The sequence below is a fragment of the Planococcus maritimus genome, assembly GCF_001687625.2.
Classification (GTDB): Bacteria; Bacillota; Bacilli; order Bacillales_A; family Planococcaceae; genus Planococcus; species Planococcus maritimus.
Genome location: NZ_CP016538.2, coordinates 2,611,056 through 2,631,273 on the forward strand (window position 1 = coordinate 2,611,056; position 20,218 = coordinate 2,631,273).

19 protein-coding genes are annotated in these 20,218 nt (G+C 47.5%); all 19 read right to left on the reverse strand.

All coding sequences use genetic code 11. The features are described 5' to 3' along the window. Nucleotides 1-18 precede the first annotated feature (18 nt). Entirely contained in the window at nucleotides 19-2,193 is a 2,175-nt protein-coding gene (locus tag BBI11_RS12980) for a bifunctional diguanylate cyclase/phosphodiesterase (protein WP_068464160.1), read from the reverse strand. 101 nt (nucleotides 2,194-2,294) lie between these two features. Next, complete coding sequence (locus tag BBI11_RS12985; protein ID WP_068464162.1) at nucleotides 2,295-3,530, reverse strand: serine hydroxymethyltransferase; 1,236 nt, start codon at nucleotides 3,528-3,530, stop codon at nucleotides 2,295-2,297. Next, nucleotides 3,517-4,101 (reverse strand): TIGR01440 family protein, encoded by a 585-nt coding sequence (locus tag BBI11_RS12990; RefSeq protein WP_068464165.1) that lies wholly within the window; start codon nucleotides 4,099-4,101, stop codon nucleotides 3,517-3,519. The genes BBI11_RS12985 and BBI11_RS12990 overlap by 14 nt, the downstream gene beginning before the upstream one ends. Nucleotides 4,102-4,113: 12 nt before the next feature. Further along, complete coding sequence (rpiB, locus tag BBI11_RS12995) at nucleotides 4,114-4,551, reverse strand: ribose 5-phosphate isomerase B (RefSeq protein WP_068464168.1); 438 nt, start codon at nucleotides 4,549-4,551, stop codon at nucleotides 4,114-4,116. A gap of 198 nt (nucleotides 4,552-4,749) precedes the next feature. Then, the gene (locus BBI11_RS13000; protein WP_068464171.1) at nucleotides 4,750-5,184 is read right to left on the reverse strand and encodes a low molecular weight protein arginine phosphatase; all 435 of its coding nucleotides are present in this window, start codon (nucleotides 5,182-5,184) and stop codon (nucleotides 4,750-4,752) included. Nucleotides 5,185-6,416: 1,232 nt separating this feature from the next. Beyond that, on the reverse strand, nucleotides 6,417-7,406 hold the full coding sequence (locus tag BBI11_RS13005; RefSeq protein ID WP_068464174.1) for an L-threonylcarbamoyladenylate synthase: 990 nt from the start codon (nucleotides 7,404-7,406) through the stop codon (nucleotides 6,417-6,419). Between the two features lie 88 nt (nucleotides 7,407-7,494). After that, nucleotides 7,495-8,370: a peptide chain release factor N(5)-glutamine methyltransferase gene (gene prmC, locus BBI11_RS13010; RefSeq protein ID WP_068464179.1), complete on the reverse strand. Its 876-nt coding sequence runs from the start codon at nucleotides 8,368-8,370 to the stop codon at nucleotides 7,495-7,497. Then, nucleotides 8,357-9,436: a peptide chain release factor 1 gene (gene prfA / locus BBI11_RS13015; RefSeq protein WP_068464182.1), complete on the reverse strand. Its 1,080-nt coding sequence runs from the start codon at nucleotides 9,434-9,436 to the stop codon at nucleotides 8,357-8,359. Before prfA ends, prmC begins: the two co-directional genes overlap by 14 nt. 76 nt (nucleotides 9,437-9,512) lie before the next feature. After that, nucleotides 9,513-10,106 carry a thymidine kinase gene (locus BBI11_RS13020; protein ID WP_068464185.1) on the reverse strand — a complete coding sequence of 198 codons (594 nt, stop codon included), beginning with the start codon at nucleotides 10,104-10,106 and terminating at the stop codon, nucleotides 9,513-9,515. Between the two features lie 153 nt (nucleotides 10,107-10,259). Continuing rightward, nucleotides 10,260-10,475: a 50S ribosomal protein L31 gene (gene rpmE / locus BBI11_RS13025; protein WP_058382951.1), complete on the reverse strand. Its 216-nt coding sequence runs from the start codon at nucleotides 10,473-10,475 to the stop codon at nucleotides 10,260-10,262. 150 nt (nucleotides 10,476-10,625) lie between these two features. Further along, nucleotides 10,626-11,909, reverse strand: a complete 1,284-nt coding sequence (gene rho / locus BBI11_RS13030) for a transcription termination factor Rho (RefSeq protein WP_068464188.1) — start codon at nucleotides 11,907-11,909, stop codon at nucleotides 10,626-10,628. A 116-nt stretch (nucleotides 11,910-12,025) separates the two neighbouring features. Next, nucleotides 12,026-12,991, reverse strand: coding sequence for a class II fructose-bisphosphatase (gene glpX, locus BBI11_RS13035; RefSeq protein ID WP_068464191.1), 966 nt, complete (start codon nucleotides 12,989-12,991; stop codon nucleotides 12,026-12,028). A 72-nt stretch (nucleotides 12,992-13,063) separates the two neighbouring features. Next, nucleotides 13,064-14,365: a UDP-N-acetylglucosamine 1-carboxyvinyltransferase gene (locus BBI11_RS13040; protein ID WP_068464194.1), complete on the reverse strand. Its 1,302-nt coding sequence runs from the start codon at nucleotides 14,363-14,365 to the stop codon at nucleotides 13,064-13,066. Nucleotides 14,366-14,391: 26 nt separating this feature from the next. After that, nucleotides 14,392-15,042 carry a fructose-6-phosphate aldolase gene (gene fsa, locus BBI11_RS13045; RefSeq protein ID WP_068464197.1) on the reverse strand — a complete coding sequence of 217 codons (651 nt, stop codon included), beginning with the start codon at nucleotides 15,040-15,042 and terminating at the stop codon, nucleotides 14,392-14,394. 57 nt (nucleotides 15,043-15,099) lie between these two features. After that, nucleotides 15,100-15,963, reverse strand: a complete 864-nt coding sequence (locus BBI11_RS13050; RefSeq protein WP_068464199.1) for a class II fructose-bisphosphate aldolase — start codon at nucleotides 15,961-15,963, stop codon at nucleotides 15,100-15,102. Nucleotides 15,964-16,049: 86 nt separating this feature from the next. Next, on the reverse strand, nucleotides 16,050-16,409 hold the full coding sequence (locus tag BBI11_RS13055; protein ID WP_068465771.1) for a response regulator: 360 nt from the start codon (nucleotides 16,407-16,409) through the stop codon (nucleotides 16,050-16,052). 157 nt (nucleotides 16,410-16,566) lie between these two features. After that, nucleotides 16,567-18,165, reverse strand: a complete 1,599-nt coding sequence (locus BBI11_RS13060; protein WP_068464203.1) for a CTP synthase — start codon at nucleotides 18,163-18,165, stop codon at nucleotides 16,567-16,569. A 275-nt stretch (nucleotides 18,166-18,440) separates the two neighbouring features. Next, entirely contained in the window at nucleotides 18,441-19,043 is a 603-nt protein-coding gene (rpoE, locus tag BBI11_RS13065; RefSeq protein ID WP_068464205.1) for a DNA-directed RNA polymerase subunit delta, read from the reverse strand. A gap of 61 nt (nucleotides 19,044-19,104) precedes the next feature. Next, nucleotides 19,105-19,266: a hypothetical protein gene (locus tag BBI11_RS16525; protein ID WP_167358172.1), complete on the reverse strand. Its 162-nt coding sequence runs from the start codon at nucleotides 19,264-19,266 to the stop codon at nucleotides 19,105-19,107. Nucleotides 19,267-20,218 lie beyond the last annotated feature (952 nt).

The window sequence follows — 20,218 nt, forward strand, 5'->3', positions numbered from 1 at the left end:
CGGGAGCAAATGCCCCGGTTAAAGAAGATGCGCTTCATCAAGCGGCATCGGTCGATGGAATAAAAATCCTTGGGCGATGGTGCAGCCCATGCCAAGCAATTGCGTGCGGTCTTCTTCTGTCTCGATGCCTTCCGCGACAGCGCGCAATCCTAAATTATCTGCGAGTTGAATGATGGTCCGAATGACAGCGCGCGTTCCGTGTTCATCCATATGAGAAACGAACGATCGATCGATTTTAATTTCTTCGACAGGAAGTTTTTGCAGATAGCTAAGCGAGGAATAGCCCGTCCCGAAATCATCGATCGAAGTCGCAAAGCCATAGTTCTTCAGCTGATCGAACACTTTGCTTGCCGTATCAATATCGACGACGCCGATACGCTCCGTAATCTCCAACTGAATCCATTTCGGATCTATGCCGAACTTACTCGTTACATCCACTAAATGAGGAATAAACGAATGGTGAAAGAAATGCTCGGCCGAAATATTGATCGCCACTTGACGCAGTCCCAAGCCCTGATCCTGGCGCTTTTTCAGCCAAGCTAAGACCTGTTCGATGACATGCTGCTCCAGTTGACGGATTTTGCCATTTTTTTCGGCGGCAGGTATGAAAATAGCAGGTGAAATGTCCCCAAGTTCTGGCGACTTCCAACGGGCCAACGCTTCAAATCCCACAATCTCTCTACTTTCAAGCGACACTTTCGGCTGTAAAAAGACGCTGATTTCCTTGCGCTTGAGCGCTGCCGTTAATGCATTGGCCACTCGTAAATCGCGCATCATCAGTTCGTCTTGCTCATTTTCGAAATAACAAACTGCTTCACCAATCCGCTCCTTCGCTTTCGACAAAGCGCTATCTGCACAACGCACCAATTCCTCCGCATTCTGTTGGGCAGGCGTAACAATTGCCACACCTACTTTGACTGTCAAAAACAGATCCAGTTCACCGATCGTTACCGGCTCCCGGAGACTTTTCAACACATCCTCCAAGAATTCAGGGGCGCGGATTAGCGGAACCGAGCTGTAAAGTGACAATCTGGCATCTGAAAAGCGGGCGACCAGTTTTCCCCCCGCTCCCCCCGCCAGAACAAGGCGGCGGCCGAGTTCTCGGCATAAATCATTTCCTGCCCGATGTCCATATTGATCGCTGATTTTGATAAATTCGTCTGCTGAAATAAAAGCAACTACGCCTTCTTTTCCATCCTTCAACAATTCTTTCAGCTCGGTACGGAAATAATGGCGGTTCGGCAGTCCAGATTCTTCATCGATATAGGCAAGGCGCAAAATTTCTTCTTGTTGGCTTGAAAATTTTACGGCCAGCGAAACGATTGACGAAATTTCTTCCATAAATGTTAAATCTTTTTTCGTTGGCTTGTACACTTGAGGAAAATAGATTCCAAACGTTCCGATTGCTTCATCTTTGCCGTTGAAAATTGGGACGGACCAAATCGCTTTGATGTTAAACTCCATAAGATCTCCGTGCTTGTCCGCCAATAGCTCACTTTCAAAAGCATTCTCCGCGACGACAGGTTCTTGACGAGAATATGCCGCTCCACACGGGCTAGAATCCGGTGATACTTCCACCCCGCTAATTTTTTTGAGGAAGTCGTCCGGCATTGATTTCCCCGCACCTATTTGGAAACGATTGGCCTCATCTACGAGCAGAACGGTACAGCGCACTCCATCAAGGAAAAACGATTCAGTCGTTCCGCAAATATTTTGCAGCAACATCCCGAGCGCATGGCCTTTTTCAATTCCTTTATACGTTTCTTTCTGCAAATCAATTAAAGTTTCCGCACGGCGGCGGTCGCTGATATCACGTTGCAGCATTAACGTATAGCGCAATGATTTTTCTGGAAATGCCAAGGGTTGGACGGTAATCTCATTCCAAAAAGGCGTACCGTCTTTGCGGTAATTGACGATTTCAAAGACTCCTGGCTTAGCAGAAGCTGTCGCCTCACGAATTTGACTGCCAATAGCTGCATCAGTCTTTGTGCCATGCAAAAATTTGCCGTTTTCGCCCACAACTTCCTCTTCCCTGTAACCGGTCATCTCAAAAAACGCGTCATTGGCATAGGCGATTGGATGGTCCGGAATTTCCGGATTCACGACCACAAAACTTGTATGGAATTCGAGCCCGAGACGGCGCAGCCAATCTATGATCACTTTCCGGTCTTCTTGGATTTCATATTGATGCATACGCGTCCCCCCGAATTTTTCTTACTATGTATGGTAAAAAAAAGCCGCCAATACATAAGGCGGCTTTATTCACTTCAGTATTCATCTAAATAGCCGACTGCTTACTTGTACAAAGCATGAGCAGCGGTCAATTTTGCTGTACGCTCAGCGGCTTCTTTCTTCACAGCTTCATCTTCCGAATTTTTCAGTAGAAGGGCCATGATGGAAGCAATCTCCTTCATTTCTTCTTCTTTAAAGCCGCGGGATGTTACGGCTGCTGTTCCAAGACGGATGCCAGATGTGACAAATGGGCTTTCAGGATCAAACGGAATGGTGTTTTTGTTCGTCGTAATACCGACTTCATCCAACACATGTTCCGCGACTTTCCCCGTCAAGTTAAGGGAACGGAGATCAAGTAGCAATAGATGGTTGTCTGTGCCGCCGGATACGATATTCACGCCTTCTGCCGTTAAACTATCAGCCAAGGCATTCGCATTTTTGACGACTTGGTCGATATAATCTTTGAACTCAGGCTGCTGGGCTTCGCCAAATGCCACAGCTTTTGCTGCGATGACGTGCATTAACGGGCCTCCCTGAATGCCTGGGAAAATGATTTTATCGATTTTCTTCGCAAATTCTTCTTTGCAAAGAATCAAACCGCCGCGAGGGCCGCGCAATGTTTTATGGGTAGTGGAAGTGACAAAATGTGCATGAGGCACTGGATTTGGATGGGCACCGGTTGCGACGAGCCCTGCAATATGCGCCATATCGACCATCAAGTAAGCATCGACTTCATCAGCGATTTCACGGAATTTCGCAAAATCCAATGTACGGGAATACGCACTGGCACCGGCAACGATCATTTTCGGCTTGTGCTCAAGAGCTGCCTGACGAACGGCTTCGTAATCAAGCAATTGCGTGTCTTTATCGACACCGTACTCAACAAAATTGTACTGCATGCCGCTGAAGTTGACTTTGCTGCCATGCGTCAAATGCCCGCCATGGTTCAAGTTCATGCCAAGGACCGTATCGCCTTGTTCAAGCATCGCTGTATACACAGCCATATTCGCTTGTGAACCGGAGTGTGGCTGGACGTTCGCATGGTCTGCACCGAAAATTTCTTTCAAGCGATCACGTGCGATGTTTTCCACTACGTCGACAAATTCACAACCGCCGTAATAGCGTTTGCCTGGATAGCCTTCTGCGTATTTATTGGTCAACACGGATCCTTGTGCATCCATCACTGCCTGAGATACAAAGTTTTCCGATGCGATTAACTCAATATTCGCTTCCTGGCGTTCTTTTTCCGCGTTCATTGCTTCATATACTGCCTGGTCCTGCGCCTTAATCAATTCCATCTGTCTTTCCCTCCCGTGATTGAAGTACCTGGCGATCGTAGCTTGCACGGGCACCGCCGATCAATTTCGGCCGTGTGGTCGCACTCGAGACGATCGCTTCCCCTACTAGTTTAACAGAAGTCCGCACCGGAACGGCGACTCTTTTTAAATGCATGCCAATCATCGTCTGCCCAATGTCCACTCCGGCGTGGGCAGCAATTTCTTCGACGACGACCGGGTCTGTCATATTCATGTAAGCGTAAGCGCTCATTGAACCACCTGCTTTTGCTACCGGTACTACCGATACCGGTTCCAAGCCATAGCGTTCGGCAGCTGCCCGCTCGATGGTCAACGCGCGGTTGATGTGCTCACAACCTTGAAAAGCTAGAAACAAGCCATGGCGTTCGGCAAACACGCGCAGCGGTTCAAACAAACTTTCTGCAATATCAAGCCCGCCACCTGTACCGATACGCTCACCGGCCACTTCTGATGTGGAACAGCCAATGACGAATACCTGGCCTTCCTTGAATGCAATCTGTTGCTCCAATTCTGAGAGAACCTCTTCAAGCTGCAACTGCCACAAGCTTTGCATGCTTACTCCTCCTTAGTTTTCGAGTGCACTGATTTTCTGGACGCGGTTTTCATGACGGCCGCCTTCAAAATCAGTCGTCAGCCATGTTCTCGCAATTTCTTTCGCGAGTCCTGGTCCAATGACACGTTCGCCCATCGCCAAGACATTCGAATCGTTATGCTCACGGGTTGCTTTTGCACTGAACACATCGTGAACTAACGCACAGCGAATGCCTTTTACTTTATTGGCGGAAATCGACATGCCAATACCTGTGCCACAAATCAAAATGCCTTTATCAAATTCTCCGTTTGCCACACCTTCCGCTACCGGTTGTGCATAGTCCGGATAGTCGACAGAATCGTCCGTTTGTGGTCCGAAGTCTTTATATTCAATCCCCAGTTCGTTTAATAAGTTGACAATCTCCTTGCGCAAATTATTGCCGCCGTGGTCTGATGAAATTGCTATTTTCATAATTAACCCTCTTTTCGTTTTCATTTAGCGGGCAACCTGTAAATCAGTGCCGGCGCTTTTATTCAATTCTAACATTTTTGAACAGTTCCATGTTACTTCCCCGTACCCGCTTTCTGCAACTAAAATCCTCGCGAGCCAGCCATTAAAAAGAGCTGTCCGCTAGCACATGCATTTAGGCTCTTGGACAGCTCTTTCCCGCTACTTTTCATCGAATTGACTTGCCATCTTGTCGATTAATTGCTCCAGCTCTTTATAAGTTCTCCGGTATTCATCCAAAGAGCCGCCGTAAGGATCGCTGACATCGCCAGTAGAACCTTCTGCAAATTCTTTTACGGTGTGCAGTCTAGTTGCCACTTCAGGATAAATTTGCATGAGCATCATCTTATGTGAATACGTCATGGTCAAAATCAACTCCGCCCATTCCACGTCACGCGGGTTCAGCGGCTTCGAGGTATGGTCAAATTCAATGGACTGTTCGCTCAGAACGGTTTGTGCATTTGCCGACAATGGTGCTTGCCCTGCGTAGATCCCTGCCGAGCGCGCTTCCATTCCCTCGATATTGCGGGTGTGCACAATTGCTTCTGCCATTGGGCTGCGGCATGTATTGCCTGTGCAGACGAATAAAATCTTCATCTAATCCCCCCTTGTTTTGCTTTTCTCTGTCATCATCTTTCCGTTCATTGCATTTATGGGATGATGTGTCTCTAAGTTCTATTATAACGTACTTTATCAAGCTATTGTATGGATGCGGATTGGGCTTGAATGTGTAGAAGTTATTGTGGAAAGCTGGACTTGATAGTGAGGTGAATCCTTCGTTGATTCGTTCATCGCGAAGCAGTCGCCTTCCGCTTGGGGCTGGCCTTTCGCACTGAGCCCTGGTGCGCAGTTCGGCTTTAGGTTTCATTGGGTGTTGTGTGCGAGTAGGTATCACCGTTTATTGTTTTCATCCGCTGGTGGGGACTCTTAGCTGGTCTTGATAGTGAGATGAATTATTCGTTGATTGTTTTGTCACGAAGCAGTCGCTTCCCGCTTTGGGCTGGCCTCCTGCCATAAGCCGAGAAGGACGCTCGTCTTATGGCTTCGGCTCGCCCTTGTGCGCGGTTCGGCTTTAGATTTCATTGGGTGTTGTGTGCGAGGGGCTATCGCCGTTTATTGCTTTCATCCGCCGGCGGGGACGCTTAGCTGGGCTTAATAGTCAGATGAATCGGCCATTGGTTAGTTCATCTCGAAGCAGCCGCCTCCCCGCTTTGGGCTGGCCTCCTGCCATAAGCCAAGAAGAACGCTTGTCTTATGGCTTCGGCTCGCCCGTGGACGCGGTTTGGCTTTAGATTTCATTGGGTGTTGCGTGTGAGGGGCTATCGCCGTTTATTGCTTTCATCCGCTGGCGGGGACGCTTAGCTAGACTTGATGGTTACGAAGTTGCCGTGGCGGCTATTCAATTTGAACTTACAAAGCTGAACAAAGCTATTCAAATTAATTTTATTGCCAGATGCATTTAATTTATTTTCTAAAACTAGAGATGAAGCGGAAAGGGGCGAATGGATGGCGAGGGAAGCCGAGTCCATTCATTTGCGAAGCTTGAGCATAGCGAAAGTTGAGCAACGCTTTTCATATGATGTCCGATTATAGAGAAACTAGGTACTCTGGATTGAGCACTAGTGAGGGAAGCGGCTCAACTCCCGCCCCATTCACAGGCAGCTGAAAGCGCGACGTCCTGTCGTATCAGCTGCATGACTCGTATCCTGCAGGCCCCAAGTGTTCCCTTTGCAACGGAGCCTCACCTCTCTGACTTAATTTTAAACACAAAAAGCCACTGGAATTTTCCCAGTGGCTTTACATACTGTCATTCAATTCGTTTGCCGGCGTCAGCTGAACCATTTATGATCCGCAGCTTTTTCCAGGCGGTTCATCAGGGCAGCGTCTTCGTTTTCCGGCAACACGCAAGCGAGAATCAGATCGGCATCCGTCTGGTCGCATCGGCGCAGGCTGTCGTACAACTTATCCACAGCCAGCGGGAAGCAATAATCTGCAGCTACGAAATCTTCGCGGCTCAGTACCGCGATTTTTTTCTTTTTACCATGGATGTGGTCGATTGCTTTTTCGATGAGCTTGCTATTGTGCTCGATTAGATAAAGCGGTGCTTGCGGCGCGTAATGGGCGTATTTCATGCCGGGAGCTTTGGGTGTGTTGCCTTTTGTTTCAGAAGACAAACGGACTGTGCCGATCACTTCTTCCAACTGCTCTTTTGTTACTTGACCAGGACGTAAAATGACTGGCGGTGCGCAAGTCATATCCAACACAGTGGATTCGATCCCGACTTGTGTCGGTCCGCCATCCAAAATGAGTGGAATCTTTCCGTTCATATCAAAGTAAACATGTTCAGCCAAAGTCGGGCTCGGTTTTCCGCTCGTATTGGCGCTCGGCGCTGCAACTGGCCGCTTTAATTGCTTCAATAAGTTTAACGCAACTGGATGATTCGGTACGCGAATGCCTACTGTTGGCAAGCCAGCGGTTACGTTAGAAGCAAAGATATCTGGTTTCGCCTGCATGATTAAAGTCAGTGCCCCTGGCCAAAAAGCATCCATGCATTGCAGCGCTTTTTCAGGAACTTCTTCAACATACTCCAAGGCGGTTTCTTTGGAATCCACGTGAACAATCAACGGGTTATCAGTCGGACGGCCTTTTGCTTCAAAGATCTTATCGACCGCTTCAGCGTTCATGGCATCCGCTCCGAGGCCGTATACGGTTTCGGTGGGAAATGCCACAACTTCCCCTCTGCGAATGTTATCCACAGCTTGTGTATAATTTTCGTCATTGTTCACATGTTCATCCACAAGAATCGTTTTTGTTTCCACCTAAACATCTCCAGTACAATAAGGTTTTGGTGACAGTATCCACATTTTGTGGATAACACCCCTTAACAACAGGTAATTTGTGCACAATTTACTCTAAAATACAAAATACCATGCGGTCGTGTTTGTTGATATCTTTTTTACAGTAAACGTGGGCTTCCGGCAAAGCTTTTTGGAACAAAGCAACGACTGCAGCACCTTGGCTATTGCCTATTTCGAGACCGATGACACCAGGGCGGCTGATCAATTGAGGTACTTGTTCAGCCAAAGTTTCATAAGCTGCAAGTCCTTCGCGGTCAGCGAATAAAGCCTGATGCGGCTCGTATTCACGAACTGTATCAGATAAACCAGATGCTTCGTGATGAGCGATATATGGCGGATTGGAGAGAATTATATCCCATTTTCTCCCTGCAAGCGGTGACGCCAGATCCCCTTTTGTGAAATGGACGTCTGCATTCAAGGCTTCTGCATTGCGCTCAGCCACAAACAAAGCTTCTTCAGAAATATCCGTAGCCATTACTTCTACTTCTGGCAATTCACGTTTCAAAGTAATTGCAATAACTCCACTGCCTGTGCCAATGTCTGCTGCTTGAACTTCATCAGTGCCAAATAGCTCACGCTTCAACTTTAAGGTCTCTTCGATAAGTTCTTCTGTTTCCGGACGCGGAATAAGCACAGCAGGCGATACTTGAAAAGTTCTTCCGTAAAATTGTTCAACACCCGTTAAATGTTGGACGGGTACACCCTCAACCAACTCTTCAACATTTGCCCAAAAGGCTTCAAATTGACGATCTTCGATTTTGTCGCGCATTGCTGCGACTAATTCGGAGTAATCCATCCCCAGTTCATGCTGCAATAAAATGCGGGCTGGTGTTTCTTCACGTCCGTTTTGCTTTAAATAGCTAGTTGCTTGCTCCAAGGCTTCGTAGACAAATTCCACTGTCGTTAAGGTATTAACTTTGTTCATTATTTAAGCTCTCCATCCTCGTTGATTGTTCATCGATCACCAGGGCGTCAACAATTTCATCCATTTTGCCTTGCAAGATTTGGTCTAGCTTCTGGATGGTCAAACCAATTCGATGGTCCGTCACTCGGTTTTGCGGGAAGTTATAAGTGCGGATACGCTCTGAACGGTCACCCGTACCGACAGCGGATTTACGTACGGAATCATATTCTGCTTGTGCTTCTTGCTGGAACTTTTCATATACGCGGGCACGCAATACTTTCATCGCGCTCGCTTTGTTTTTAATCTGTGATTTTTCATCTTGGCATGTAACAACGATATTGGTCGGTAAATGCGTCAAACGTACAGCGGACATCGTCGTGTTGACTGATTGTCCTCCTGCACCTGATGATGCGTACGTATCGACGCGGATGTCATTGTCGTGTATATCAACTTCGACTTCTTCTACTTCTGGCAAACAAGCGACCGTTGCTGTCGACGTATGGATGCGCCCGCCCGATTCAGTTTCAGGAACACGCTGTACACGATGCGCGCCGTTTTCATATTTAAGTTTGGAATAAGCGCCTTTGCCGGCTACCATAAAGACCAATTCTTTAAATCCACCGATTTCCGTCGTGTTCGAGTCCATGATCTGCACTTTCCAGCCATTTGCTTCTGCAAAACGGGAATACATCTTGAACAAATCGCCTGCGAACAAGGCAGCTTCGTCGCCGCCAGCTGCGCCACGGATTTCCATGATAACGTTTTTGTCATCATTCGGGTCTTTTGGAATCAATAGGATGTGAAGGCGTTCTTCTAATTCTTTTGAACGGCCTTCGAGTTCCGCAACTTCTTCTTTAACCATTTCACGCATGTCGGCATCCATTTTTTCTTCAAACATCGCTTTGGAATCCGCCAGTTGTGTTTGGACATCTTTGTATTCACGGTAGGTTTCCACCGTTTCCTGCAAATCGGATTGTTCTTTGGAGTAATCGCGCAGCTTATTCGTATCGCTGACAATATCCGGGTCACTCAACATTTCGTTGAGACGGTCGTATCTGTCTTCGACAGACTGTAAACGGTCAAACATTGTTTTCACCTCTAGTTTCTTCTATATAAAGTCGATAATTCTGTGCATAGAATTTCATTGTTCCCGAAATTGGTTCTTATTCTGTAACGGTAACGCCAGCCGGAACTTCGTGGTGATGGCGGCAGCGTGGTTCGTAGGCTTCGGATGCGCCAACTAGAATAATCGGGTCATCCGAACCGGCTGGCTTGCCGTCGATCAGGCGTTGTGTGCGGCTCGCGGGTGATCCGCAGACGGTGCAAACAGCCTGCAATTTCGTTACTTGTTCTGCAATCGATAGTAAGGAAGGCATCGGACCGAACGGCACGCCGCGGAAATCCTGGTCGAGACCTGCGACGATAACACGGAATCCATGGTCTGCTAATTGCTGAACGTGATCAATAATTTCCATATCAAAAAATTGCGCTTCGTCGATTGCGATAATATCAAATTCATCGTTTATATATTCTTTCATCTCGCCGGAATGGCCGATTGGCAACGCGATGACCGTAGTCCCGTTATGAGAAACCACTGCCTCTTCACTATAGCGATTGTCCAATTTCGGCTTGAATACTGCAATTTTCTGCTTGGCGAATTGCGCACGGCGGATACGGCGGATCAATTCTTCCGATTTTCCCGAAAACATGCTTCCGCAGATCAACTCGACCCATCCAGTCTGTTTCATGACGTACATAGTGGAGACCCCTTTCAAACATTCACTGTTAGTATCATACCAAAAATGTTGGTAATGCCTATCATTTTTTTGCTATGTAATTGATTTTTTCCGTTATACGGCGAAAAAAAATACCCATCCGGCGTTTTCGCGACGGACGGGTATAATGGTGACTTAGTTGTTGATTTCTTCTTTGAGACCGTATTTTTTGTTGAAACGGTCTACGCGGCCATCTGCAGCTGCGAATTTTTGACGTCCAGTATAGAATGGATGACATTCTGAGCAAAGCTCAACGTTAATGTTCTCTTTTACTGAACCTGTTTCGAATGAGTTGCCGCATGAGCAAGTCACCGTTGCTTTTTTGTACTCTGGGTGAATACCTGTTTTCATAATGTTTTCTCCTCCCGCCCTGAACCATCTGGAACAGAGTTTAATCTATTTAGCCTATTGCCTTACACGGCTCGTTAGGTCGTATATGCAATAGTACTGTTTTGTTTCACTCTTATAATCATAGCAAAACTTAACTGCTTTTGCAAGCAATCAAATCGGCTTTCGCGTTGTGCGTGATGCTTTGCCGTCTCTTGGCAATTGACTGAAAAACTCTTCATTCGTTTTCGAATGGCTGAGCTTTTTCATGAAACGCTCTGTAAAGTCCGGCGTATCCGAAAAGGTTTTGCGGATAGTCCATAGTTTATCAAGTTGTTCCGGTTTCATCAACAATTCTTCCTTGCGGGTTCCTGAGCGGCGGATATCAAGCGCCGGGAAAATGCGGCGTTCCGCCAAACTGCGATCTAAATGCAGCTCCATATTGCCGGTGCCCTTGAACTCTTCGTAAATGACTTCATCCATGCGGGAACCTGTATCAACGAGTGCCGTTGCGAGAATCGTCAAACTGCCACCTTCTTCGATATTACGCGCGGCGCCGAAAAAGCGCTTCGGGCGATGAAATGCAGCAGGGTCAATCCCTCCGGACAACGTACGCCCACTTGGTGGGATCACCAAATTATAGGCACGCGCCAAACGAGTGATAGAGTCCATCAAAATGACGACATCGCGCTTATGTTCAACAAGACGCATCGCACGTTCGAGAACCAGCTCGGCCACTTTGACATGATTTTCAGGAACTTCATCGAAAGTTGAAGATACCACATCAGCGTCAACCGAACGTTCGATATCCGTCACTTCTTCTGGCCGTTCATCGATTAACAGGACAATCAATTCCGCTTCCGGATGGTTTGTCGTTACAGCATTGGCAATTTCTTTTAAGAGCATCGTTTTTCCGGCTTTCGGCGGCGCCACAATCAATCCGCGCTGGCCGAATCCGACAGGTGAGATGAGATCCATAATGCGCGTAGATAAATGTTCCGGCCCAGTCTCTAATAAGATATGACGATCCGGATACAATGGTGTCAGGCCTGGAAAATGGACGCGCTCTTTCGCGACTTCTGGGTCTTCACCGTTTACTGCTTCTACTTGAAGCAGCCCAAAATAACGTTCGTTTTCTTTAGGTGGCCGAACCTTGCCGGATACTTTATCTCCATTTCTAAGGTCGAAACGGCGGATCTGGGAAGCAGAGATGTAAATGTCCTGCGAACTTGGTGAATAGTTGATTGGGCGAAGGAAACCGAAACCTTCCGATTGAATGATTTCCAAAACACCTTCCATGAAAAAGAAGCCTTCCTGTTCTGCACGGGTTTTGAGAATGGCGAAAATCAATTCTTTTTTTGTCAGTTTGCTGTAATTATTTAATTTGTATTCTTTCGCCAAGTTATAAAGTTCTTTGAGCGTCATATTTTCCAAAGCGGAAATTGTCATCGTTGCCATCTAGTTGGACACCACACTTATCATTAGTTTCGATTTTTTTGGGGAATTTCGATTGTTCTGGAGTCATTAAAGAAGGAGCCCGGCATAAAGCCGGACTCAGGTTTGGAGTATAGAAATTAATCTTTCATGACAAGATCCGGTTTTTTCTTAAGGCTATGGCGCCCCTCGACAAAACGAACCGTGCCGGATTTCGCGCGCATGACCAAGGTATGGCTTTCTGCAAAAGCACCTTTCAGTTGGACACCACGAAGAAGTTCTCCGTCTGTAATCCCGGTTGCTGCAAAGATCGCATCGTCGCCTTTAACTAGGTCATCCATCATCAACACTTTATCGACTTCAAGGCCCATATCCAGGCAGCGTTGTCTTTCCTCTTCGTCCTGAGGCATCAGTTTCCCTTGAAATTCTCCTCCGAGACATTTCAAGCCAACTGCTGATATAACCCCTTCCGGAGCTCCGCCTATCCCGAATAGGATATCGACACCCGTTTGGTCGAAAGCTGTATTGATAGCGCCGGCAATATCACCGTCTGTAATCAATTTGATACGAGCTCCCGCTTCACGGATTTCCTTGATGATCTGTGCATGGCGCGGACGATCGATAATCGTTGCGACAACGTCCTCGATGTCCTTGTTTTTCGCTTTGGCTACTGCGCGTAAATTGTCGATGACCGGGGCATTGATGTCAATTGTGCCGACAGCTTCAGGGCCGACCGCAATTTTGTCCATATACATATCCGGTGCATTGAGTAAATTTCCGCGGTCCGCAATCGCCAATACGGCAATCGCATTCCAGCCGCCGGCAGCGACAATATTCGTGCCTTCTACCGGGTCAACCGCCACGTCCACTTCAGGGCCGTCGCCTGAACCAAGTTTTTCGCCGATATAGAGCATCGGAGCTTCGTCCATTTCGCCTTCGCCGATAACAACGGTTCCGCGCATCGGGATCGTGTCGAATACAGTGCGCATCGCTTCCGTAGCCGCATCATCTGCTTCATTTTTCAAGCCGCGGCCCATCCATTTAGAAGAAGCGATTGCTGCCGCCTCTGTAATCCGCACTAATTCCATCGAAAGACTTCGTTCCATAATTCATTTCCTCCGTTCACTCTTTAAATATGCCATTTATATTGTAGCATATATAGAACACTCATTAGAGAGTCAATTCACGTCTGAACTGAGGTCGGACGACTTGCCGCTTGCTACCGGGTCAATTGTTTCACGGCGAATGTCAGCGCCTAGGCCACGCAGTTTTTCAATGATGTTTGAATAGCCGCGTTCAATGTGATAAATCTCACGCACTTCCGTTTCACCTTCAGCAAGCAAGCCTGCGATAACTAGTGCAGCGCCTGCACGCAAATCGGAAGCAACAACGGTCGCTGCAGTCAATGGCGTCGGCCCAGTAACGACAGCAGCACGTCCTTCGACACGTCCAACCGCATTCATGCGGCGCAGCTCATCGATATGCTTGAAGCGTGCCGAATAAATGGTATCGGTGATCATCGAAGATCCGTGTGCTTGTGTCATCAAGACCGAGAACGGCTGCTGCAAATCGGTCGCAAACCCTGGATACACCAAAGTTTTCACATCGATTGGCTGCAAGTTTTCGGTTTTCGGAATGTGGATCGATTCCTCGTCTTCTTGTACTTCGACGCCCATTTCACGGAGCTTCGCAGTTAATGCTTCCATATGGAAAGGAATAACGTTATCAATCGTTACCCCGTCACCAGCAGCTGCCGCCATAATCATGAAAGTCCCGGCTTCGATGCGGTCTGGAATGATGGTGTGATTGGTACCATGAAGTTCATCGACACCTTCGATACGGATGACATTGGTACCGGCACCTTTGATTTTCGCGCCCATATTGGTGAGAAGCGTCGCGACATCGATGATTTCCGGCTCTTTCGCCGCGTTTTCAATCACCGTCTGCCCTTTCGCCCGAACCGCTGCAAGCATGATATTAATCGTTGCGCCTACGCTAACAACATCTAGATAAATCTTTGCGCCGCGGAGTTCATCAGCACGCAAATAAATCGCACCGTGCTCGTTGGTTACTTTTGCACCTAGCGCTTCGAAACCTTTAATATGCTGGTCGATTGGACGCGGCCCGAGGAAACAGCCTCCTGGCAGTCCGATCGCAGCGTGCTTGAAACGTCCGAGCATTGCGCCCATCATATAGTAGGAAGCCCGCAATTTTTTGACGTTGCCGTTTGGCAAAGGCATGTCGACCATTTCTGTCGGATCGATTTGCATGACGCCGTCTTCAAATGTGACGGAGCCTCCGATTTCTTCCAAAATATTTTTCAATGTCCAAACATCGGAAATTTCCGGCAAGCCTTCAATCGAAACCGGCGAATTCGCCAAGATCGAAGCCGGGATGAGTGCTACGGCGCTATTTTTGGCGCCGTTGACTTTAATCGTCCCAGATAGGCGTTTGCCGCCTGTTATTTTATAAACGTCCATTGTATTTCTCCTTTTCCCTGTCAGCCTTATTTCACAGAGCGTGTTTCCCAGTCGGCTAGGAATGCTTCGATGCCTTTATCCGTCAACGGATGTTTGAACATCATTTCAAGCACTTTCATCGGCATTGTGCCGATATGCGCGCCGTTAAGAGCGGCTTCTGTTACGTGTTGCGGGTGACGGATTGAAGCGGCGATGATTTCTGAATCAATTTCGTGGATTGCAAAAATCTCAGCAATTTGTGCAATTAAATCCATGCCGTTATGTCCAATATCATCTAGGCGGCCAAGGAATGGAGAAACATAAGCTGCTCCAGCACGTGCTGCAAGAAGTGCTTGGTTGGCGCTAAAGATCAATGTAACGTTGACTTTTTTGCCTTCTCCAGCAAGAACTGCACATGCTTTCAAGCCTTCTGGAGTCATCGGCAATTTTACTGTGATATTTGGCGCAAGTTCAGCCAATTCGCGGCCTTCTTTGATCATGCCTTCTGAATCAAGGGCGATGACTTCGCCACTGATCGAACCATCGACAAGATCGGCGATTTCTTTCAGGCGGTCGTGAAATGAGACATCTTTTTCTTTTGCAACAAGCGATGGGTTAGTTGTGACACCAGAAAGAATCCCCCAAGCGTGCGCTTCTTTAATTTCGTCAAAATTTGCTGTATCAATAAAAAATTTCATGAATGATTTCCTCCTATATGTGGAAAAAGAGACGGATCCGCCTCTCTCCCAAAGTTTTTATGAATTTGCTTGTTGTGAACTACCGAAATCGCGCATTTTGCCGATGACAGTCGCTTTGATAGCATCACGTGCTGGCGTCAAGTACTTACGTGGGTCGTAGACGTCTGCATCAGATGCCAATTTTTCACGGATGGCTTTTGATGCCGCCAATTGGCTTTCCGTGTTGACGTTGATTTTTGATGTACCAAGGGATACTGCACGTTGAACATCTTTCAATGGGATGCCTGTTCCGCCGTGTAAGACAAGCGGCACGTCACAAAGTTGTGAAATTTCTTCCATTTCAGCAAATCCAAGGTTTGGTTCGCCTTTATATGGCCCGTGGACCGATCCAAGCGCTGGCGCTAGGCAATCGATGCCTGTTTGTTCTACGAGTGTTTGGCATTCTTTCGGGTCAGCATAGATGACGCCTTCTGCGATAACATCGTCTTCTTGGCCGCCTACTATGCCGAGTTCTGCTTCCACAGAAACGCCTTTAGCGTGTGCGTACTCAACCACCTTGCGTGTAATTTCAATGTTTTCTTCAAATGGATGATGCGATGCATCGATCATCACTGATGTGAAACCTGCATCGATCGCTTCTTTACATTTTTCGAAACTGGAACCGTGATCTAAATGGATAGCGACCGGAACGGTAATATTGTAATCATGCATTAGGCCTTTCACCATATGTACGACAGTCGTGAATCCACCCATATAGCGTGCTGCACCTTCTGAGACGCCGCAGATGACTGGAGATTTTTCTTCCTCCGCCGCCTGCAGGATCGCTTGTGTAAATTCCAGGTTGTTCAGGTTAAATTGCCCGATGGCATAACCTTCCTGCTTACCTTTTATCATCATTTCTTTCATTGAAACTAATGGCATTATTATTTTCCTCCTCAGGGTAGGCGCAAGCCCAATATCTTTTTCACTATATCAAAAATGGCGCCATTTCGCCACTCGCTGGCGATTTAATCGCTAATCAGTTCACCAACAGCATCGCGCAGCTCGAAAACATCGAAAGGTTTGGTGAAATAACGCACCACTCCCCAATTCATCGACTCCTCAATCACGCCCATTTCACCGTAAGCCGTCATCATGATCACTTTGCAATCATGCTGCCTTTGCTTCAGTTGCTTAAGTAATTCGATGCCATCCATACCGGGCATCTTCATATCCATCAGCACAATATCAGGGCACGCCTCTTCCGTCAGTTCCAACGCTTCTCTGCCACTGCCTGCAATCCACGTCTCGTATCCCTCACGTTCAAACACTTCTTTCAATAAAAGGCGGATGCCTTGTTGGTCATCTACTATCAGAATCCTTTTCACTTCAGCCACTCCTTTTCCCCCTTTATGGTGAACCTATTTGAAAATATTGATGACACCAGTGACGAGCCGCAAAAAGCCTTCCCTAAAAATAGGGAAGGCTTTTGCCATCTGAACGATGTCGGCCTTCCAGGAAATGAAGAGGCTTTTCACATGCTAATTACTGGTTATTCAATGATGCGCGAATAAATTCACGGAATAATGGTTGCGGACGGTTCGGGCGCGAGATGAATTCCGGGTGGAACTGGCACGCGACGAACCACGGATGATCGGTAACTTCGATGATTTCAACCAAGCGGCCATCCGGGCTTGTGCCTGTGAATTTAAATCCGGCTTTTTCAAACTGCTCACGGAATTCATTGTTGAACTCGTAGCGATGACGGTGTCTTTCGTAAACAAGTTCTTCGCCGTATGCTTCATAAGCTTTCGAAGTCTTGTCGAGCTTCGCTGGGTATAGGCCGAGACGCAAAGTCCCTCCCAAGTCTTCGACGTCTTTTTGCTCTGGCAGCAGGTCGATAACCGGATACAAAGTTTTCGGATCGAGTTCAGACGAATGCGCGCCGTCCAAATTCATGATATTGCGCGCAAATTCGACAGAAGCAAGCTGCATCCCGAGACAGATACCGAAGAATGGCACTTGGTTTTCACGCGCATATTGCGTAGCAAGGACTTTTCCTTCTACACCGCGGTCGCCGAAGCCACCAGGTACGAGGATTCCGTCGCAGTCCTGAAGCGTTTCCGCTACATTTTCTGCGTTGACGTGCTCCGCATTGATCCAGTCGACTTCAATATCGGAGTCGAAAGCGAAACCAGCGTGCTTCAAGGATTCCACGACAGAGATATAAGCATCTTGAAGTTCTACGTATTTACCGACAAGGCCAATCTTCACGGATTTCTTCAAAGACTTCACTTTCTCGACAAGTTCGTTCCATTCTGTCATGTCCGCTTCCGGTGCTTCGATGCCGAAATGATCCAGAACGATTTGGTCCATGTGCTGCTCCTGCAAACGAAGCGGCATTTCATAGATGACATCGACGTCGCGCGACTCGATGACTTCTTCAGACTTGATATCGCAGAACAAGGCGATTTTATCTTTCATGTCCTGTGGTACAGGGTGTTCTGTACGCACGACGATCAAGTTCGGCTGAATGCCGAGGCTGCGAAGTTCTTTCACGCTGTGCTGTGTCGGTTTCGTTTTCATTTCTTTGGCTGCCCCGAGATAAGGAATCAGTGTGCAGTGGATGTACATGACTTCATCACGGCCGAGGTCCGAACGCATTTGGCGAATGGCTTCAAGGAATGGCAACGATTCAATATCGCCGACCGTTCCGCCGATTTCCGTGATGACGACATCAGCTTGAGCCGTTTTCGCTGCACGCAACAAGCGGTCTTTGATTTCATTGGTGATGTGCGGGATGACTTGGACTGTTCCGCCCAAATAATCACCACGGCGTTCTTTCTGGATGACCGTCGAGTAAACTTTACCTGTCGTCACGTTCGAATATTTGTTCAAGTTGATGTCGATAAAGCGCTCGTAATGGCCCAAGTCCAAATCCGTTTCCGCGCCGTCGTCCGTCACAAACACTTCCCCGTGCTGGTAAGGGCTCATCGTGCCTGGGTCAATATTGATGTATGGATCGAATTTCTGGATCGTTACGCTAAGTCCGCGGTTTTTCAGCAAGCGGCCAAGAGAGGCAGCCGTGATCCCTTTTCCTAATGATGAAACCACTCCACCTGTTACGAATATATACTTTGTCATGCTCTGTTTCCTCCTCGAGTAATGAAATAAAATGTGATCGTTCCACGTCATGCAATCCCGAATCGCGTTCAGCCAGAAAAAGCTTCAGCCATCCAAAAAGGCGGATGGCACGTTGATTTGCCGCCAGATAGCGGCATTAAAAAATAAAAAGCGCCCCTCCTGCAAAGCGTGCAGGGGGAGCGCGTTAGCTATACGAATCATCTCTCCTATTTTAAGGAGCCCAATAAAATCTTATCCTGTACAGCCGTTTCCGTCAAGGTGAAAAAAAGTTCAGACTACTTGAGTCCATCCTCTTCTTCTTCTTCGTCGTCGTCATCGTCATCTTCTTCGTCGATGATGTTGCCATCAAGGTCTTCTACAAGGACGCCGACATCTTCCACTTCGTCGTCGTCATCATTGGTTGAATCAAAATCAAGATCAGCGACCGGTGCTTTGACCGCCACTTCATCGTCATCGTCATCATCGTCGTCATCAGAAGAAACCTCGCCATCATCTTCACCGAAGTCTTCAAAGTCAAGTTCATCTTCCAATTCAAGATCCATATCGTCGAAGTCATCATCTGTCGATTTCGATTTCTTTTTCTTGCGGGCTTTAACCGTCGGTGCAGATTCTTCTTCGATCTGCTCAACCGGGTACCACTCGCGAAGGCCCCAGCGGTTTTCGCCTAGGATTAGAAAACGGCCATCGATGTTCATGTCAGTGTAATACTGTGCAAGATGCGCCTTCATTTCTTCTTCAGAAAGTCCGATTAACTGTTGCAATTCAGCAACCAGCTCAGAAAAAGTCTTCGTTTCTTTTGTTTCTTCCAAAATGGCATATGTTAAGTCGACGAACGACTCTTCTAGCAATTCTTCTTTCGTTAATTCACGGATGTTCATTCGTGCACGTCCCTTCTTGTATCGTAACTCTATCCATTATATACAAAGTCTTTGCTGTCCGCTACCGAGATTTCTTTTTTCTGCGCGCAAGCTGAACCCAGCCAAAATAAAAAAAGTAGGCAGACAGGATTAAAAATGGGATCGAACCGAGCGCTTTATTGTATAAAACAATCAGCAACACGACCGCGACCATAATGATGGCGTAATGGGCAGCTTTGGGCATGGCGTCATCCAGCTCTTTTCTTTAGAGTTTCAACTTCTCCTATTATAACGGACTTGTCCCATCAAATCGACCGAAGTGCTGGATGAGGTTTGAGTTGTCAATACAACTAAGTTTGTAGAGTAAATGTATGTGGGGAGGTTTCGCTCCAATGGCTGCTTTCCGGTGGGCGGGTGTTGAGCCAATGTGCCAAAATGCGCGGCACATTTGTCTCGCCAGCCCGCTCGGTCCCCCAGGAGTCAGCCATTTACGCTCCACCTCTAAGTATAGAGTGGAAATGAAATTCATCTGTCATTGAAATTAGCATGAACAGTTTTGGACAGCTTTGAATATACAAATTGAATAGACACTAAGCATCTTCGTATCTATCAAGTCCAACTAAGCGTCACCCACCAGTGGATGAGACGATAAACAGAAATACTGCGTCACGTAAAAACTTCAACGAAATCTATCAGCCAAACCGCGCACAAGGGCGAGCCGAAGCCATAAGACAAGCGTTCTTCTTGGCTTATGGCGGGAGGCAAGCCCCAAGCGGGAGGCGACGACTTACAGATGAAATAAACAACGATCAACACATCTCGCTATCCAGTTCAATTAAGCGTCACCACCAGCGGATAAAAACAATTAACAGCGACACTTCCCCGCATGCAACATCCAATGGAATCTAAAAGCCGAACCGCGCACAAGGGCGTGCCGAAGCCATAAGACAAGTGTTCTTCTTGGCTTATGGCGGGAGGCCAGCCCCAAGCGGAAGGCGACGACTTACAGATGAAATAAACAACGATCAACACATCTCGCTATCAAGTCCAATTAAGCGTCGCCCCCCCAGTGGATGAAAACGACAAACAGAAATACTGCGTCACGTAAAAACTTCAACGAAATCTATAAGCCGAACCGCGCACAAGGGCGTGCCGAAGCCATAAGACAAGCGCTCTTCTTGGCTTATGGCAAGAGG

Excerpts from the sequence above, each read along its gene's own strand:
- BBI11_RS12980 (WP_068464160.1), bottom strand. The coding sequence starts at position 2,193 with ATGCATCAATATGAAATCCAAGAAGACCGGAAAGTGATCATAGATTGG.
- BBI11_RS12985 (WP_068464162.1), bottom strand. The coding sequence starts at position 3,530 with ATGGAATTGATTAAGGCGCAGGACCAGGCAGTATATGAAGCAATGAAC.
- BBI11_RS12990 (WP_068464165.1), bottom strand. The coding sequence starts at position 4,101 with ATGCAAAGCTTGTGGCAGTTGCAGCTTGAAGAGGTTCTCTCAGAATTG.
- rpiB (WP_068464168.1), bottom strand. The coding sequence starts at position 4,551 with ATGAAAATAGCAATTTCATCAGACCACGGCGGCAATAATTTGCGCAAG.
- BBI11_RS13000 (WP_068464171.1), bottom strand. The coding sequence starts at position 5,184 with ATGAAGATTTTATTCGTCTGCACAGGCAATACATGCCGCAGCCCAATG.
- prmC (WP_068464179.1), bottom strand. The coding sequence starts at position 8,370 with ATGAACAAAGTTAATACCTTAACGACAGTGGAATTTGTCTACGAAGCC.
- prfA (WP_068464182.1), bottom strand. The coding sequence starts at position 9,436 with ATGTTTGACCGTTTACAGTCTGTCGAAGACAGATACGACCGTCTCAAC.
- BBI11_RS13020 (WP_068464185.1), bottom strand. The coding sequence starts at position 10,106 with ATGTACGTCATGAAACAGACTGGATGGGTCGAGTTGATCTGCGGAAGC.
- rpmE (WP_058382951.1), bottom strand. The coding sequence starts at position 10,475 with ATGAAAACAGGTATTCACCCAGAGTACAAAAAAGCAACGGTGACTTGC.
- rho (WP_068464188.1), bottom strand. The coding sequence starts at position 11,909 with ATGGCAACGATGACAATTTCCGCTTTGGAAAATATGACGCTCAAAGAA.
- glpX (WP_068464191.1), bottom strand. The coding sequence starts at position 12,991 with ATGGAACGAAGTCTTTCGATGGAATTAGTGCGGATTACAGAGGCGGCA.
- BBI11_RS13040 (WP_068464194.1), bottom strand. The coding sequence starts at position 14,365 with ATGGACGTTTATAAAATAACAGGCGGCAAACGCCTATCTGGGACGATT.
- fsa (WP_068464197.1), bottom strand. The coding sequence starts at position 15,042 with ATGAAATTTTTTATTGATACAGCAAATTTTGACGAAATTAAAGAAGCG.
- BBI11_RS13050 (WP_068464199.1), bottom strand. The coding sequence starts at position 15,963 with ATGCCATTAGTTTCAATGAAAGAAATGATGATAAAAGGTAAGCAGGAA.
- BBI11_RS13060 (WP_068464203.1), bottom strand. The coding sequence starts at position 18,165 with ATGACAAAGTATATATTCGTAACAGGTGGAGTGGTTTCATCATTAGGA.
- rpoE (WP_068464205.1), bottom strand. The coding sequence starts at position 19,043 with ATGAACATCCGTGAATTAACGAAAGAAGAATTGCTAGAAGAGTCGTTC.
- BBI11_RS16525 (WP_167358172.1), bottom strand. The coding sequence starts at position 19,266 with ATGCCCAAAGCTGCCCATTACGCCATCATTATGGTCGCGGTCGTGTTG.